Genomic DNA, 17,644 nt, shown 5'->3' with positions numbered 1-17,644 from the left:
TTTATTGATTTTTTGAGGTGACTAGAATATCAACCTGAGAACCGGCATTGTCAGGGCTTATAACTACCCTTACGGCATTATCTTGAGAGGACAATAATGTACGGCCTCTAATAGCTGGATGGGGCTTAAGTAGTGGGTGAGCGCCTTGGTATTCGCTAAGTATCTCACTTGGGGAGCGTGGTGAGTGATAAACCATAACTGCCGACGTGTCTTTTTCGAAGGCTTGGCACTGTCTTGCATCATTAGATATTTTCACCTGCTGGAACTCGGCGGGGCACGACACAATAGAAGGTTGGCTTAAAGACGGCATCGCACCCTGGTTAACTTTTTGCTCATTAACTTGGGCGTTCGACGAAGAATCTACTGAAAGAGTGTCTGCAAAACAGGCACTTCCTGAGGCTAATGCTAAACAAAATAAAAGCTTCTTAGTGTTGACGTGCTTCATAGGTAGGTTCTTCATCCAGTGGGCGATATTCTTAATTCCTTGTTACGATACTAGAGGCGTTGCGCTTTTGCTTCAACTAAACCTTGGTCTATTAAGGTATGTAAGTAGAGCTTTTCGTATCTTCTGTGGCGTGTAAAACAAAAAAGCTCGATAGCGAGGCTATCGAGCTTTTAATGACCAGGAATATTCGCGAAGGTTAAACGCCAATATAATCCATGATACCTTCGGCAGCCTTACGGCCTTCGTCGATAGCGGTAACAACCAGGTCACTACCACGCACCATATCACCACCAGCAAAAACTTGAGGGTGTGAGGTTTGGAAGGCAAACTTACCAGCAGAAGGCGCGCGTACACGACCTTTCTCATCAAGCATAATGCCGAAATCGGCAAACCATGGTGCAGGGCTTGGTTGGAAACCAAATGCAATGATAACTGCATCTGCTTCAAGTACGTGTTCAGAACCTTCTACTTCAACAGGGCGGCGGCGACCATTTACATCTGGCGGCCCCATTTCTGTTTTTACGAACTTAACGCCACAGGCTTTTCCGTTTTCATCAACGGCTATATCAAGAGGCTGTAGATTGAATTTGAATTCAACACCCTCTTCTTTAGCGTTAACTACTTCGCGGCGTGAACCAGGCATACTTTCTTCGTCACGACGATACGCACAGGTTACTTGCGCAGCTTCTTGACGAATAGAGGTGCGTACACAGTCCATAGTGGTATCACCACCACCTAGCACAACAACACGCTTGCCTTTCATGTCAACAAAGTCAGCAGGGTCTTTTTCAAGACCCATTACGCGGTTGGTGTTGGCGATAAGGAAAGGAAGTGCGTCATATACGCCTTCAACGTGTTCGTTATCGAAACCACCTTGCATCGACTTGTACGTACCCATGCCCAGAAATACTGCATCGTATTTATCAAGCAAATCCTGGAACTGGATGTCTTTACCAATTTCGGTATTGAGTACGAACTCAACACCCATCTCGGTAAAAATTTGGCGGCGTAGCTTAATTACGTCTTTCTCTAATTTAAAAGACGGAATACCAAATGTAAGTAGGCCACCAATTTCTTCGTATTTATCGTAAACAACAGGTTTAACGCCGTTGCGAACGAGAATATCAGCACATGCAAGACCCGCAGGGCCTGCACCTACAATCGCCACTTTCTTGTCGGTCCATACCACGTCAGACATATCTGGGCGCCAGCCCATTTTGAATGCCGTATCGGTAATGTATTTTTCAATACTACCGATGGTAACAGCACCAAAATCGTCATTCAGCGTACACGCACCTTCGCAAAGTCTGTCCTGCGGGCATACGCGACCACATACTTCCGGCAAGCTGTTGGTTTTATGAGAAAGTTCTGCCGCTTCTAGAATACGGCCTTCATTTGCCAAGCTTAACCATTGGGGAATGTAGTTGTGCACAGGGCACTTCCATTCACAGTATGGGTTACCGCAGTCCAAGCAGCGATCTGCTTGGCCTTCGGTTTGAGATTGGCTTAGCGGCTGATAAATTTCCGCGAACTCATGTTTACGTACCATGATCGGCTTTTTAGGCGGATCAATACGTTCAACATCGACAAATTGATATACGTTCTTTGCCATAAACTAAATCCTCCTACTGAGCCTGAATGCGTAATTCAGCACTTGAACGACTGATGTGACCAAGCAGGTTTTTCACATCACTGGTTTTGGGCTTAATAAGCTTGAAGCGTTTCAGCGTTGCGGCGAAATCAGTAAGCAGCGACAACGAGTGCTCGCTTCCTGTTTCTTCGTAATGCTGATTGATTAAGCCACGTAAGTGTTCAGCAAGAATCGCTTTATCTTCAATTGGCATTACATCGACTAGTTCGGCATTTACGCGGTTATCAAGGTCGTCGCCATCATCCATAAGATAAGCAAAACCACCTGTCATACCTGCGCCGAAATTCACACCAACCGGACCAAGAACTGCCACGATACCGCCTGTCATATATTCACAGCCGTTATCACCAATGCCTTCAACTACTGCAATAGCACCTGAGTTACGTACCCCAAAACGTTCACCAGCGCGGCCAGCAGCAAACAACTTACCGCCAGTTGCGCCGTAAAGGCAGGTGTTACCCATAATGGCACTATCGTGGGCGTCATACGAGATATCGCGCGGCGGGTGGATAACAAGCTTACCGCCAGTCATACCTTTACCTACGTAATCGTTGGCATCGCCTTCAAGATGCATATGTAGGCCGCCAGCGTTCCATACGCCAAAGCTCTGGCCCGCTGTACCGGTAAGTTCAACCTTTATAGGTGTATCTTCAAAGTCGTGATTACCGTGATGTTTAGCAATTTCACCTGATAGCAGAGCGCCTACAGAGCGGTCTGTATTGCGTACTGGGTATTTGAGGGTAATTGACTCACCATCTACCACAGCTTGCTGAGCATCTTTAAGCATCTGAGCATTTAACTCGCCTTTATCGATAGGCGCGTTAGTGGTTTGCGAACAAAATAGGCGAGTGTGGTCGCCCGCTTTAGGCTGCGCAAGTAGTGGCGACAGGTCCAAGCGATTTTGTTTAGCAGTAATGCCGTCTAGCACTTTAAGTAGCTCTGTGCGGCCAACTAAGTCGTCGAACTTAGCCACACCCATAGACGCCATGATCTCACGTACTTCCTGAGCGATAAACTTGAAGTAGTTCATCACCATGTCAGGTAAGCCAATAAAGTGATCGTCACGCAGCTTTTGATCTTGCGTTGCTACACCGGTCGCACAGTTGTTTAAGTGGCAAATTCGTAAGTATTTACAACCAAGCGCTACCATTGGGCCTGTACCAAAACCAAAGCTCTCAGCACCTAAAATACCTGCCTTAACTACGTCAAGACCGGTCTTCAAACCACCGTCGGTTTGAACGCGTACTTTATGACGCAAGCCGTTTTCAATTAGGGCTTGTTGCGTTTCAGATAGGCCTAGTTCGAACGGACTACCGGCGTACTTAACAGACGTTAATGGGCTTGCTCCTGTACCGCCGTCGTAGCCTGAAACGGTAATAAGGTCGGCATAAGCTTTTGCTACACCTGTTGCAATGGTGCCTACACCAGGCTCAGATACCAGCTTAACCGATATAAGTGCCGTTGGATTAACCTGTTTCAAATCGAAAATTAGCTGAGCCAAATCTTCAATTGAATAGATATCGTGGTGCGGTGGTGGTGAAATAAGGGTTACACCTGGTACAGAGAAACGAAGCTGTGCGATGTACTTATTTACTTTATCACCAGGAAGCTGACCACCTTCACCTGGTTTAGCACCTTGCGCTACTTTTATCTGAATAACGTTAGCGTTTACCAAATAGTGAGGTGTTACACCGAAGCGACCTGACGCAACCTGCTTAATTTTAGAATTCTTTTCAGTACCAAAACGAGAAGGGTGTTCGCCACCTTCACCCGAGTTAGACTGACCGCCTAAGCGGTTCATGGCAATAGCCAGCGCTTCGTGCGCTTCAGGGCTTAGTGCACCAATTGACATGGCTGCGGTATCAAAGCGCGGGAATAAGTTCTCCGCTGCCTCTACTTCGCTAACATCAATAGGGTCGCAATCAGGGTTAATAGCTAGCAAGTCGCGAATGTGTGCTGGCGCACGGTCGTTAACAAGCTTGGCATATTGCTGATAGTCATCGTAGTTACCTGACACCACAGCCTTTTGAAGCGTACTCACTACGTCTGGGTTATACGCGTGATATTCGCCACCGTGAACGTATTTAAGCAAGCCGCCGTGATCGACAGACTTACGCTTAAGCCATGCAATACGGTTAAGGTTCACAAGGTCTTGATGGAAATCATCAAAGCCCGCACCTTGAATGCGTGAAGTCACACCTTTAAAGCAAAGGTTCATTACTTCATTGTTTACGCCCACCGCTTCAAATAGCTTAGAGCTACGGTAGCTAGCAACGGTGCTAATACCCATCTTAGACATAATCTTATACAAGCCTTTGTTGATACCCTTACGGTAGTTCAACGTGGCCTGCATAGGAGAAATATCCAGCTCACCTTTTTCGCAAAGCTGCTCAATGGTTTCGTATGCTAGGAATGGGTAAACCGCAGTAGCACCTAAACCAATCAACACGGCAAAGTGATGCGGGTCGCGGGCACTTGCTGTTTCAACAACAACGTTCGCGTCACAGCGCAATGACTTTTCAACGAGACGGCGCTGTACCGCACCTACCGCCATTGCTGCTGGAATAACCAAGCGGTTTTGCTTAATGTTTCTGTCAGACAGAATAACGAATGCTGCACGCTTGTTCTTAACCAGCATTTCTACTTCGTTACACACGCGCTCGATGGCTTTCTTTAAACCTTCTTGCGGTGCGTATTGAAGCTCTACAACCTCTGAATAGTAGTTGTCAGGGTTAAATTCACGCAGCTGCTTAAGATCGGTATACATTAATACAGGCGAGTCGAACAACACGCGGTCAGCGTAACCTGAAGTTTCGCTAAAGACGTTTTGCTCGCGGCCAATACAGGTTGCTAACGACATAACGTGGTTTTCACGTAGCGGGTCGATAGGCGGGTTAGTAACCTGTGCAAATTGCTGACGGAAGTAATCGTAAACAGTACGCTGGCGCGATGACATAACCGCCATTGGGGTGTCGTCACCCATTGAACCAACGGCTTCTTGACCGTCTTTTGCAAGCACTTTAACCACTTGCTGAATTTCTTCGTAGCTGTAGGCGTGTAGCTTGTGATATACCGCCATGGCATCATCGTCAAACACGCGTTTGCCAATTAGCGAGGCATCAAGCTGCTCGATTGGAGTCAAACGACGAATGTGTTTTTCTAGCCACTCTTTATATGGATGACGCGCTTTTAAGTCGTCATCAATTTCTGTAGAACGCCAGATTTTGCCTGTATAAGTATCTACAGCAAGCATTTCACCAGGACCTACACGGCCTTTCTCAATAACGTCAGCTTGCTCGTAGTCCCAAATACCCACTTCTGAGGCAAGAGTAATAAACCCGTTTTTGGTGATAACGTAACGTGCTGGACGTAGGCCATTTCTATCTAGGTTACAGGCAACGTGACGGCCATTCGTTAATACGATGCCGGCAGGGCCATCCCATGGTTCCATGTGCATCGAGTTAAACTCGTAGAATGCACGAAGGTCATCATCCATGGTTTTGTTATTTTGATATGCAGGTGGAACAAGCAAGCGCATGGCGCGGAATAAATCCATACCACCGGCTAAGAATAGTTCCAGCATGTTATCCAGTGACGATGAGTCTGAACCTTCAGTATTTACAAAAGGTGCGGCATCTTTAAGGTCGGGGATAAGCGGCGTTGAAAACTTAGCAGCACGAGCCATCGCCCAATCGCGGTTACCTTTAATAGTGTTAATTTCACCATTATGCGCAAGGAAACGGAAAGGTTGGGCTAGCGGCCAGCGTGGTAGTGTATTCGTTGAAAAGCGTTGGTGGAAAACGCAGATTGCGCTTTGCATACGCTCATCGGCAAGATCGTGATAAAAGGCGGGTAAATCTTTTGGCATTACCAAGCCTTTATAGATAGTTACCAAGCCTGATAAACAAGCTACGTAAAAATCGGGATCTTTTTCAAGACGTTTTTCAGCGCGGCGACGGATCATATACAAACGACGCTCTAGGTCGCGTTTTCTCCAGCCCGCAGGAGCGTTCACAAAAACCTGTTCAATCTGTGGAACGCCTGTAAGCGCTAATTCACCCAGTACTGAGCGGTCGACAGGCACTTCGCGCCAACCCACTACTGAAAGTGTTTCTTTTTCAAGTTCTTCATTAAGTACTTCACGCGCAGTTTGCGCAAGTACTGGGTCCTGACTTAAGAAAATCATGCCCACGCCGTATTTTTTGCTGAGTTTCCAGCCATTTTCTTCGGCGATTGCATGGAAGAACGCATCCGGTTTCTGTAGTAATAAACCACAGCCGTCACCGGTTTTCCCGTCGGCGGCGATACCGCCACGATGCTGCATACGGTCAAGACCGTGTATAGCAGTAGTTACCAATTCGTGACTGGCTTCCCCATGAGTGTGAGCAATTAAGCCAAACCCACAGTTGTCCCGGGAATCATTGGGATTATATAAACTCATCTCTTAACTCCTTCAACCTTTTGACTGGGCAAGGTATGCGTTGCGTGTAGATGCGCCTAGGTTTGCGTATCACAACATTATTAGACGTCTTTTAAACCTGCGAGCGGTATTGCTCGCGGCATGCGCCTTTCTTGTCGTTATTTATTATTAGAGGATTCCAGTCTTTTCCGCATGTTTATGCATTATTGCTGTGCGGGCCGTACAAAATACCCACATTGAAAAATAAAATCAAACGCTAAAAATTCGAGGTTTATAGAGAATTGGTATAAATATAAATAAGTTTATTAAAATCATAGATTTGCAGTTGAACTTTTAGGTTTGTAACAAAAATGTTATCAGCGGATAAAAATGATAAATTTTAGTTGCGTAAATGGTATTGGTTCTCATTCGCTTTTTTAAAGTGAATAATTATGCTCTCATGGTGTCGTTTTATGTTGTCAAATGCCTTTTGTTTGTATTTTTATTAAATCGTAAAGTTACGGTTCCACTAATATAAGTAGTTTGCTATATTGGTTAAAAATTATTCGTATGTAAGGTTGTGTCTCACTTGATAGGACATTCGTGTAATTTCCACGAACGCATTAGCGTTAGTTAAAGAATAAAAATTCACTGAAAGCTCATGCTACCAGGTCAGTGAGGACTATCGAATGACTGCATTACAGGCAAGCCCCAACAGCACCTTTATTATTAACGACCATATAATAACCGGCGAAGACGTAAGTTTTACGCCTTCTCCCAATAGCTCAGGGCTTTTTGAGCAGGGTTTTCCTGACACTATCGTCATACACTTCACCGCAGGCAGTAGCCTAGCGTCGTCAGTTAATGTATTAACCAGGCCAGGCAGTGGCGTGTCGGCTCACTTTGCCGTGGGACGCAGTGGCAATATAGTACAAATGTTGCCAACCAATAAGATTGCATGGCATGCAGGGGAAAGCCATTTCGAAGGGCGTAGCGGATTAAACCAATATTCAATAGGTATTGAACTAGATAATGCAGGCCAACTTAAAGAAAGAAGTGACGGCACTTATGAGAGTTGGTTCGGTAAAGTATTTGAAAAAAAAGAAGTATTCGAAGCTAAAAAGAAAAACCAGCATGCCACTGGCTATTGGCATAAGTATTCTGATATTCAAATTTCGCGAACCCTTACCTTGTGTAAAGCACTGTGTGAGCACTACCAAATTTCTACCATTGTAGGGCATGAAGAGATTGCGCCCTCGCGTAAAGTAGACCCCGGCCCCGCCTTTCCCTTACAAAAATTTAAAGAACTCGCATTACATCCCGACAGTAACGTTTGGGAAACTGATTCAAATAACACCAATTCACAGCGAGAAGCCCACGACCAATTCCGACGTGACATAACTAGCCCCATAAAGAAAATTGCGAATGTGAGTGCAAATGCGCTTAATGTTAGAAAAGGGCCTGGCACTTCATTTCCCATTATTGATAATGGTTTAAATAAAGGAGAAATATTAAAAGTACTAGAGAGGCAGGGCGATTGGGCGAAAGTATCTTTTACTAAAGTCGGATGGGTAAACACCTCATTTATTCACGAAGTTACGGAAAAGTCGCCGTTTAAATCGTGATCGTGAAGTGGTGTCATCGCTTTGCTACAACAAACCGCATTCCCGAAGTGATTAAAGCCTGATAGGATACAGGCAAAATAAGATTAGATTAGACGTACATGCATTCAGATTCACCAAACGATTCTTGGGCAATCCGCTTTGCTCAATTTGTTCAGCGTTTTGGCACTCTAAAGCTCAGCATTTTGTTTGTTGTTCTTTCGCTGGTGTTCACGCTAGGCGGTTCTTACGTGATACGCGTGAGTATGGGAAGCCAAGTTCAACCTGACGATTTCATAAGTGCAGTCATTCTCACGATGCTATCTGCGCCTTGGGTACTCTACTTCTTCAGTGAATTAATAAAGCAGCTAGAGAATTCGCGTACCAACTTAAAAGAAGTTGTTAGCCAATTAGAAAGCTTACGTGAAGAAGACGTATTTCTTAACCGAGAACTACAGAGCAATATTCGTCAGCTTAATCATGAAATTGAACAGCGTAAACAGGCGCAGGAAGAGCGAGAAGCTCTGTTCAAAGATTTAGAAAGAGAAATTCAAGACAAATCTGAGCAAGAGGCTCAAGCGCGACGTTTGTCCACGCTATTGCGCTCTATCATTGATGCGTCGCCTGACTTAATTTACTACCGCAATGAGGAGGGTCGATTTGCAGGCTGTAACCGCATTGCCGAGTTAATGACGGGCAAAACCGAGCAAGAGTTGCTTGGGTTGACGCCAAAAGATGTATACGAAGAAGAGTTAGCCCGCCAAATTGTAGCAAGCGACCATGAAGTATTAGAAACCAACGCAAGTATCACAGAAGAGTTGTGGCTCCGTTTCGCTGACGGCCGTCGTCGCTACTTTGAAATGAAGCGCGTACCTTTCTTCGACAAAGAAGGTAATCGTTTAGGTTTATTGTCTTTCGGTCGAGATATGACGGAACGTAAACAAGCCGAAAACGCTGCGGCGAAAGCAAGCACCGATAAGACGCGCTTTATAGCGACCATCAGTCATGAACTTCGTACCCCATTGAACGGTATTGTAGGCCTAAGCCGCATGCTGCGTGATACCGAATTAAGCGATGAGCAATTTAGCTGGGTAAGTACTATTTACGCTAGTGCTATTACATTAGGTAATATCTTCAACGATATTATTGATCTCGACAAATTAGACAGAGATAAACTAGAGCTAAGCCTTAAAACGATTTCGCTAAAAGATTTCACAGAAGAATTAAGCAGTATTATTCGACTGCTAGCGGCAGATAAACAGCTTGAACTAAAAACGACGATTAATGAGCCGTTACCCCGTTTAGTGGAAATTGACGGTACCCGTCTTCGCCAAATTTTGTGGAATATATTGTTTAACGCAGTGAAGTTCACACAAAAGGGGCACGTGAGTTTATCAGTATCATCAACGAAACCTGATGGTGATAAGGCATACGTTACCTTCATTATTGAAGATACCGGCGTGGGTATTCCTGAAAGCGAAATCGATAAGATTTTTGCTATGTATTACCAAGTCGATCACCCCGATCATCAGTCAGCCACAGGCACAGGTATCGGTCTGGCTATTTGTAAGCAAATGGTCGATTTAATGAAAGGTGAAATTCACGTTTCTAGTAGCGTGGGTAAAGGCACCCGTTTTGAGATTGTACTGCCAGTGCAAATCTCTAACAGCCCAATGAAGGTCGCACAGCTTCAAGTGACGGGGCTTAATATCTTGTTGGTAGAAGATATTGAGCTGAACGTTATGGTTGCCAAAGCCTTGCTTGAGAAGCTTGGGCAAAAGGTTGATGTTGCAATGACGGGCCAAGAAGCTATTGATAAGGTAAGGGAGAACCAATACGACCTTATCCTGCTCGACATTCAGCTGCCTGATATGACTGGGTTCGATGTGGCGAGCACTATTATTGAAGAAGACTTGGTCATGCAGACGCCTATTGTGGCGCTAACGGCTAACGTAATTAAAAAGCGTGATGAATATTTAGAAAACGGTATGGACGATGTGATTGCAAAGCCAATCAAGAAGTCTCGGGTAATTGAGGTGTTCAACGAGCTGTTCCATGCACCTCCAGCTCCGCTAGAAGTTGACGGCGAAGTAGAGCGCCCTGAACCAACTAAAACATTAAGTAACATTTTAGATATGGACTTATTGCAGATGTTGGTAGATACCATAGGGGATGAGATGGTGCGCGCTAGCGTTAAAGTATTCCAAGAAAAAATGCCTGAATACATGGAAATACTGCAGCTTAGCCTAAGCGCTGATGAAAAGTCCGAAGTGTGCTCACAGGCTCACAAAATTAAAGGTGCAGCTGGCTCTGTAGGCTTGGCTCGCGTACAACGTATCGCTAATCAAATCCAACAAGGTGATCACCCAACGTGGTGGGAGAACGTGCACGATTGGGTAGAAGAGCTTCAAATGGCGGTTCAACACGACATGAAGGCGCTGCACGATTGGTTAAACGAACAACAGGTTGACGACTAGTCAGCGCAACGCGCTCTTTGATTTGTAATGTTAAAAAGAGGGCTTGCCCTCTTTTTTGTTATAAAAATAGCGGTAGAGTAGACGTTAAGAACAGCGTTGCTACGTAGCTAAATGGCTCTCAAAAAGGCGGAAGGCTTTTTATATCTATTCAGTGGTAAAAGGAATTAATGTGATGACAATAAGCGCACAACAAGAAACCGTATTTTCAAACGATCAGTTAAGCGTTGACGAGATTCCCTCACTTCAAACGCTCGCGTTACTGCCTATTTCTAAAAAGTACCGAGCGCTGAATATTTTCTCAATTGGATTGATAGCTTTAGTGCTAATAGGCATCGCCACCGGACTACGAGTACAAAACTTTTGGTCACTACCAGAAGGGTTACTACACGCTTATCCATATGTTATCGCAGGTATCGTCGCTTTAGGCAGCGTGTGGGCGCTGTACCACTTCTTTGCTGATGTCCGCATATTTTATGCAATACGAGAGCAAGATATTAGTAAACAGTCTGGGCTCATTTTTAGAAAGCTTTCGTGTCAGCCTATATTACGTGTTCAGCACGTTGAAGTTAACCGCGGGCCGTTTGATAGATGGGCGGGTCTTGCTTCTCTTCAAGTATTTTCGGCTGGCGGTGAAATGCACACCTTTGAAATACCCGGGCTAAGTATTGAAAGGGCTGAGCAGTTACGTGAATTTATACTTGCTCACAAAGATATTGGTGCTCGCTAATGTCGGTATCAGAAACGTCCTCAAACGAAGCGTCAGAACATAATCTGTCACATGAGATAAAACCTGATGCTGCTGTGCAAGCACCGACATTAAAGGTAGAAACGGGTGATGAGTGGCAGCGCCTTTCTCTTATTTCTATTCTGTACTTTACCATTCGTAATTTTTCCGCCTCGGCACAAGTACTTATCTACACCATTCCCGCGTTAGCCATATCGTTTAATATTTGGGATAACTTGCTGTCGCCTGAAGTGCTAATTGGTGCCGGGATCCTGTTTTTATCTACTAGTAGTAGCGGCGTAATAAGCTTTCTTATGTACAAGTTTCGTGTGCACAACCAACACGTCGAAATTCATCATGGTGTGTTTCAGCGCCGCTATACCAACTTGCCTTTGTGGCGTATTCAAAACGTTAAAATAGAACGCCCTTTCTATTATCGCCCGTTTGGGTATGCGTTAGTGGTGCTTGATACCGCAGGAAGCGGTAAAGAAGAAGCAAAAATAGTGGCGGTGCCTCAAGACTATGCTGAAGCACTGAAGAAGCAGGTGCTGTATGAAAAAGCTCATCATGACGTGGGCGATATAGATGAACTAACTGGTGAGAACCTTTCTGATAGTGAATTGGCTGACGGAAGTTCGATTTCACGTACAAAAAGCATGAGTGATAAAGCGGCAAGTAACGCCCATACAAGTGAAGAAGTATTAAATCGTCGGTCTGTCAAAGACATTATTATTCACGGCATCACTAACAATCGAGTTTGGATCATACTGGGTGCAGCAGCGCCTTTTTATGACGATGTGTTTGGGGTTGTGTCAGAGTGGTTGGCTGATAAGGGCTTACAGCTTAATCAGTTGGTCGGTGAACAAACAGTCGCTTGGTGGCAGTTTGGACTGTATGCCTTCGTCATACTAATGATGCTAATGGCGTTAGTGGCGCTACTTAGCGTAGGCGGCGCGCTTTTCACGTTCTATGGCTACACGCTTTCACGATCGGGAGACAGATATATCCGTCGCAGCGGCTTACTGAATAAGCTGGAAGTAAGTATGCGTGCATCGCGTATTCAAATGATTACAGCGAAGCAAGACTGGCTGGATAAAATACTAAAGCGGGTGAATTTGTATTTTGAGCAGAACTCTACGGCTGGGCAGCAAATGCAAGAATTGATGTCGCCAAATAAACTTATTGTGCCATCGGTCACTGAAAATGAAGCCTTTGAACTTAGCCAAGAGGTTATGCCTGGTTGCGATTTACGTGGTCAGCCTTATCAGGTTATCAGCAAACGCTTTATAAGCTTTTGGTTGCTTGCAGCATGGGCGTTGCCAGTTTTTGGTTTTTTCACACTGGGAGCCGTCACTTCCCATTTAGACATTATGATTGGCGCAGTTACTATTTTTATCTCTGTTGCGCTTTTGCTGACACTTAGATGGTGGCGATGGGGAATAGCTTACGATAACAAATATGTGTATATAAGACGAGGTCGTATAGGTGTCGATTATCAGTGTTTCGAACCTTATAAAGTACAGCAAGTGATTATTAAGCAAAGCGTGTTTATGAAGCGTAATAAGCTTGCCACGATAAAATTTGTGCTGGCCTCAGGCGCGGTGACGGTACCGTTTTTACCAGAGGAATACGTCGATAAATTAGCAGATAGTGTGCTGTTTGAAGTGGAGTCTACCAGAAGGTCTTGGATGTAATGTAAGGCACTTCTATAGCGCAATTATCTATTCACTGTTTTAAGTACTGTTTTTATACGCTGTTTTTTTATGCAAATAGCGCGAGTTTGTGTAAAGGTAGGGATTAAGTTACACAACCCTGCGTCTATATGGATATTCTTGATTACAGTGTTATTGCGATCTACCTCATTATCTTACTTATCATTGGTTTTAGTCTGCGAGGACAGCAGTCGAAGAAAGACTACTTTTTAGCTGGCAGAAGCTTAAGTTGGAAGCCGCTATTGCTGTCCATCATGGCGACTCAACTTTCAGCGGTTAGTTTTATTTCGGCTCCGGCGTTTGTTGGGTTTCGCGAGGGGGGCGGGCTAATTTGGCTTTCTTACGAACTTGCTGTGCCTTTAGCAATGCTGTTACTCGCTACTGTTGTATTGCCAACCCTGTATCGAAGTGGCGTAGTGAGTATATACGACTACCTTGAACGCCGCTTTTCCACCTCCACGCGTATTTTTATTAGTATTGTGTTTCAATTCAGTAGAGCGTTCGCCACCGGGATAATGGTTTACGCCTTGTCTATTATCTTGCAAGGAACGATGCAAGTATCAGCTACACAGGCGATATTGCTAATTGGTGTTATTACGCTTTTGTATTCCTTACAGGGCGGTATGAAAGCGGTCGTTTACGGTGACGCTGTTCAAATGATCGTTATCGTGATGGGCACCGCTGTTTGTATCGCGTTTGGTCTTAATGCACTGGGTGGCTGGGACGCCTTTATGCAACTCCTCCCCAGTGAGCGGGTATCGACCATTAACTTCTCCTCACTAGGCTTCGACGGCGATAGTTTTGGTTTTTTACCCATGGTGTTAGGAGGTGTAATACTTTATGCCTCCTATTATGGATGCGATCAATCTGAAGCGCAGCGAGCATTATCCGCTCAGTCCGAAAACGATCTTAAAAAGATGATGTTAGCTAATGGAATATTTAGGTTTCCAATTACGCTTCTTTATTGTTTAGCTGGTTTAGTGGTTGGCACTTTGGCGTTCAACGATGGCGACTTGTTATCTCAAATTCCCAAAGATAATCCAGACTGGCTAATGCCAGTATTTATTCTTAACTACTTGCCCCACGGACTTATAGGCTTGTTAGTCGTCGCTATACTTGCTGCCGCCATGTCATCGTTAAGCTCAGCAATAAATTCTCTCGCAGCAGTATCACTGGAAGATTTTTTCAAGTTAACGGGAAGGCAGTCCAAACCTGAAGGCTACCTTCGCAGCGCTAAACTCGCGGGATTGATATGGGGCGTGATCATTTTGTTGCTTTCGCTCAATGCCGGCGACATAGCGCCCACTGTAATAGAAGCAGTGAATAAGGTGGGCTCAGTCTTTTTCGGTCCTGTGTTGTCTGTTTTTTTACTTGGTATTTTGACTAAAAAAGTAGATACAAAGCACGTTAACCTCGCGCTTTTATGTGGTGTTGCAACAAATCTAAGCTTCGCATTTTTTGTAGAGGGCGTATTCTGGTTTTGGTGGAACGTCACAGGGTTTTTGGGAACAATGTTACCTGCGGTTATTTTTTCGGTGCTTGTTCCTAGCGATAAAGCTAACACTAGCAATGCCCGTCGAGAGAATGAAGGCAATGCACTGAAAAACAAAACCATTGCCGCCTTGTTAGTAAGCTATTTCGGCTTACTGGTGGTTTTCTGTTATTTGATACCAGGGTGGCTGCAGTAGCGTTGACATTTTAAGCTTAAGCAGTTTGTGCAACTGCATCCCTAAGAATAATCTGATCTTTGCCGGCATGTTTAGCTTTATACAAACGCGCGTCGGCTTTTTCTAGCTGCGACTCTAAACATTTGTGCTCTTCAGTACTCACACCGATACTGCACGTAATGTTAAATTTGTGGCTGGTAAAGAGCGTAGTGCGAACTGCATCCATAAATGCTGAAAGCGCCGATAAATACACCTTAGGCGGCCTCACCGATACCACCGTAAACTCTTCGCCGCCGTAGCGCACAATTAGGTCGTCAGGAAAGTAATCTTTCAGTAACGCTGCGAACTCCTGCAATAACATGTCGCCAGTTTTGTGGCCATACGTATCGTTCACGCTTTTAAAGTTGTCAGCATCAATCATAGATACAATAACGTCTTTTCTAGACGTACTATTGGCGAAAAGCTCCTCCGCTTTTTCGTGTAGAAAACGGCGATTATACACTTTCGTCAATGCGTCTAAGTTCGCCGAGTTACGAATGGTTTGAATCATTTCTTGGGATTCAAGGTTTTGCATTACACGGCAGTAAAATTCTTCGTGATAAAACGGCTTAGATAAAAAGTCATTAGCACCGCTTTTAATAAACTTAGAAGTGAGCACGCTGTCGCCGGTGGCTGAAAGGCCAATAAAAACTAAGTCTTGCATCCGCCTTTCGTGTCTAATCGTTTTAACTAGCTCATAGCCATCCATATTAGGCATTCTATGATCTGCGATCACCATTTTGATATCGCGATGGTTTTCCAGCACCTCAAGCGCTTCAAGACCGTCGTTGGCCTCATGCACCTGAAACTGGAATTTGCGAAGTAATGAACAAATGTGATTGCGGCTCGTTTTTGAATCTTCTACAACAAGAACTTTAGTCGTTAGGTTTTTCCGCAGGCGATCAACTAATTTAGAAACTTGAAGGTATGAGTAACGAGATTCTTTTGTAATGTAGTCCAGTACGCCTTGATCTAATAATTGGGCTCGAGTGAACTCGTCAAAGTTCCCAGTTAGCACGATAGTTGGAACGTTGTAAGAAAGCGCGAGCTCAACGCTCTCGCCATTCGGAGCATCGGGAAGATTCAAGTCGACGATAGCTGCCAAGTATTCGGTATCGCTCTCAAGCGCACTTCGGGCTTCAGCGAGGTCTTCACAAAGATCACAGGTAAAGTGAGGGTTATCCTCAATGAGTTTGTTTACTATCTTTCGGACAGTTAAGCTGTCTTCTACTACAAGAACTTTATACATGTGATTTACTCAAGGCATTTAACTTATGATAATAACCAATAAAATATAAAAAAGCCCTCAATGAGAGGGCGTTTCATACTTATGTCTAAATAAGGTTTTTCTTATATTGCATTGGTTAGAAAGGCGCTACTAACTTTGCTCAACGGGAACGCGCACCTTACCTTCCATCAAAACACGGGCGCTTCTGCTCATTACAGCTTGCTCGATTTTCCACTTGTCGTTTTCAAAAGTGGCTTTAGCGCCTACTCGAAGCGTTCCGGATGGGTGGCCAAAAGTCACCGATTCTCTGTCTTCACCTCCTGCGGCTATATTCACCAAGGTTCCTGGAATGGCAGCAGCGGCGGCAATAGCTACTGCTGCTGTGCCCATCATGGCGTGGTGAAGTTTCCCCATAGAAAGCGCGCGTACTAGTACGTCTATGTCGGAACCTAATATATCTTTGCCGCTTGACGCTTTATAACCTCTCGGAGAGGCGACAAACGCAACCTTAGGTGTATGCTGCCTGTTTGCAGCTTCACTGACATCTTTGATTAGCCCCATTTGAACCGCGCCGTGTGCACGAATGGCTTCGAACTTCGAAAGCGCCTCTGCATCACTGTTAATGTCGTCCTGCAGCTCAGTGCCTGTGTAGCCAAGATCTTCCGCATTAATAAAAATAGTCGGAATACCCGCGTTTATCATAGTCGCCTGAAGTGAACCTACGCCTGGGACTTCCAGTGTGTCGACTAAGCGTCCAGTAGGGAAAATAGCGCCTTCACCGTCGGCTGGGTCAACAAAGGCCACTTCTACTTCTGCGGCTGGGAAAGTAACGCCGTCTAGCTCAAAGTCGCCCGTTTCTTGTACTTCACCATTAGTCATTGGTACTTTTGCAATAATGGCTTTGTTAATATTCGCCTGCCAAATGTTGACGGTGGCAATGCCGTTTTCCGGAATCTTACTTTCATCAACTAAGCCATTGCTGATAGCAAAAGCACCAACCGCTGCGGTAAGATTTCCGCAGTTTCCGCTCCAGTCTACAAAAGGTTTGTCGATAGCCACTTGTCCAAACAGGTAGTCGACATCGTAACCTTCACGTTCACTTTTGCTTAAGATCACTGTTTTGCTGGTGCTTGAGGTAGCACCGCCCATGCCGTCGGTTTGTTTACCGTATGGATCTGGGCTTCCGATGACACGAAGAAGTAGGGCATCGCGCGCCGGACCCGGCTTTTGTGCTGCCTCTGGCAAGTCAGATAAATTAAAAAACACACCTTTACTGGTACCGCCACGCATGTAGGTAGCCGGTACTCGAAGTTGTGGCGCATACTTTGTCATGCTTTTTCCTTTTCTGTTTTTAAAGGTTGGAAGCTGTTTGTGTTTTGAAACACGCTGTGAACACGTCCGTGTGCGCTTCCCAGCCGTATCCTTGCGGCTGGAAAGTCTCAAATCGTAACCAACTTCCTTCTCAAAACTATTAAACGAATCCAGTAAGGGAGAGGTGAGTTAGTTTCAAGGCCTTCAACTCGCGTGGATGCGAGTTGGGAGCCTACAGGGACGTATTTACGGCGTGCCCTGTGGCTAACTTATCTCTCCCAGCTCAACTAGCTGATGCAAGCAACGGAGGTGGTGGATTAGTTTTAGGGCCTTCAACTCGCAAGGATGCGAGTTGGGAGCCTACAAGGACGTATTCACGGCGTGCCCTAT

10 protein-coding genes are annotated in these 17,644 nt (G+C 45.1%); 5 read left to right on the top strand and 5 right to left on the bottom strand.

The genetic code is table 11. The features are described from left to right. Window position 1: 1 nt before the first annotated feature. The 3 genes from ACYX4W_RS18635 to gltB all read right to left on the bottom strand — a co-directional run bounded on the left by ACYX4W_RS18635 (window position 2) and on the right by gltB (window position 6,537). The gene (locus ACYX4W_RS18635) at window positions 2-445 is read right to left on the bottom strand and encodes a hypothetical protein (RefSeq protein WP_474805254.1); all 444 of its coding nucleotides are present in this window, start codon (window positions 443-445) and stop codon (window positions 2-4) included. 196 nt (window positions 446-641) lie between these two features. Next, window positions 642-2,057, bottom strand: a complete 1,416-nt coding sequence (locus ACYX4W_RS18630; protein ID WP_476074176.1) for an FAD-dependent oxidoreductase — start codon at window positions 2,055-2,057, stop codon at window positions 642-644. A gap of 13 nt (window positions 2,058-2,070) precedes the next feature. Continuing rightward, window positions 2,071-6,537: a glutamate synthase large subunit gene (gene gltB, locus ACYX4W_RS18625; RefSeq protein WP_476074175.1), complete on the bottom strand. Its 4,467-nt coding sequence runs from the start codon at window positions 6,535-6,537 to the stop codon at window positions 2,071-2,073. A gap of 647 nt (window positions 6,538-7,184) precedes the next feature. Here gltB and ACYX4W_RS18620 point away from each other — a divergent pair. From ACYX4W_RS18620 to ACYX4W_RS18600, 5 genes are all read left to right on the top strand, one after another. Then, entirely contained in the window at window positions 7,185-8,120 is a 936-nt protein-coding gene (locus ACYX4W_RS18620) for an N-acetylmuramoyl-L-alanine amidase (protein ID WP_476074174.1), read from the top strand. A gap of 98 nt (window positions 8,121-8,218) precedes the next feature. Then, a complete protein-coding gene (gene arcB, locus ACYX4W_RS18615; RefSeq protein WP_474805257.1) occupies window positions 8,219-10,573 on the top strand; it encodes an aerobic respiration two-component sensor histidine kinase ArcB in 2,355 nt (784 codons plus the stop codon). Between the two features lie 172 nt (window positions 10,574-10,745). Then, window positions 10,746-11,300, top strand: a complete 555-nt coding sequence (locus ACYX4W_RS18610) for a PH domain-containing protein (protein ID WP_476075502.1) — start codon at window positions 10,746-10,748, stop codon at window positions 11,298-11,300. Continuing rightward, complete coding sequence (locus tag ACYX4W_RS18605; protein WP_476074173.1) at window positions 11,300-12,991, top strand: PH domain-containing protein; 1,692 nt, start codon at window positions 11,300-11,302, stop codon at window positions 12,989-12,991. Before ACYX4W_RS18610 ends, ACYX4W_RS18605 begins: the two co-directional genes overlap by 1 nt. 128 nt (window positions 12,992-13,119) lie before the next feature. Beyond that, window positions 13,120-14,697, top strand: coding sequence for a sodium:solute symporter family transporter (locus ACYX4W_RS18600; protein ID WP_476074172.1), 1,578 nt, complete (start codon window positions 13,120-13,122; stop codon window positions 14,695-14,697). 16 nt (window positions 14,698-14,713) lie between these two features. On the opposite strand, the gene ACYX4W_RS18595 is transcribed toward ACYX4W_RS18600, so the two are convergent. Both ACYX4W_RS18595 and prpF read right to left on the bottom strand, forming a co-directional pair. Then, window positions 14,714-15,964, bottom strand: coding sequence for a diguanylate cyclase (locus tag ACYX4W_RS18595; protein WP_474805260.1), 1,251 nt, complete (start codon window positions 15,962-15,964; stop codon window positions 14,714-14,716). Window positions 15,965-16,093: 129 nt separating this feature from the next. Beyond that, window positions 16,094-17,275: a 2-methylaconitate cis-trans isomerase PrpF gene (prpF, locus tag ACYX4W_RS18590; RefSeq protein ID WP_476074171.1), complete on the bottom strand. Its 1,182-nt coding sequence runs from the start codon at window positions 17,273-17,275 to the stop codon at window positions 16,094-16,096. Between the last annotated feature and the right edge of the window lie 369 nt (window positions 17,276-17,644).

It is taken from the genome of Alteromonas sp. ABH4_454, from assembly GCF_056311775.1.
Note: the sequence above shows the minus strand (reverse complement) of the source record. Positions and strands in the feature narration are given on the sequence as shown.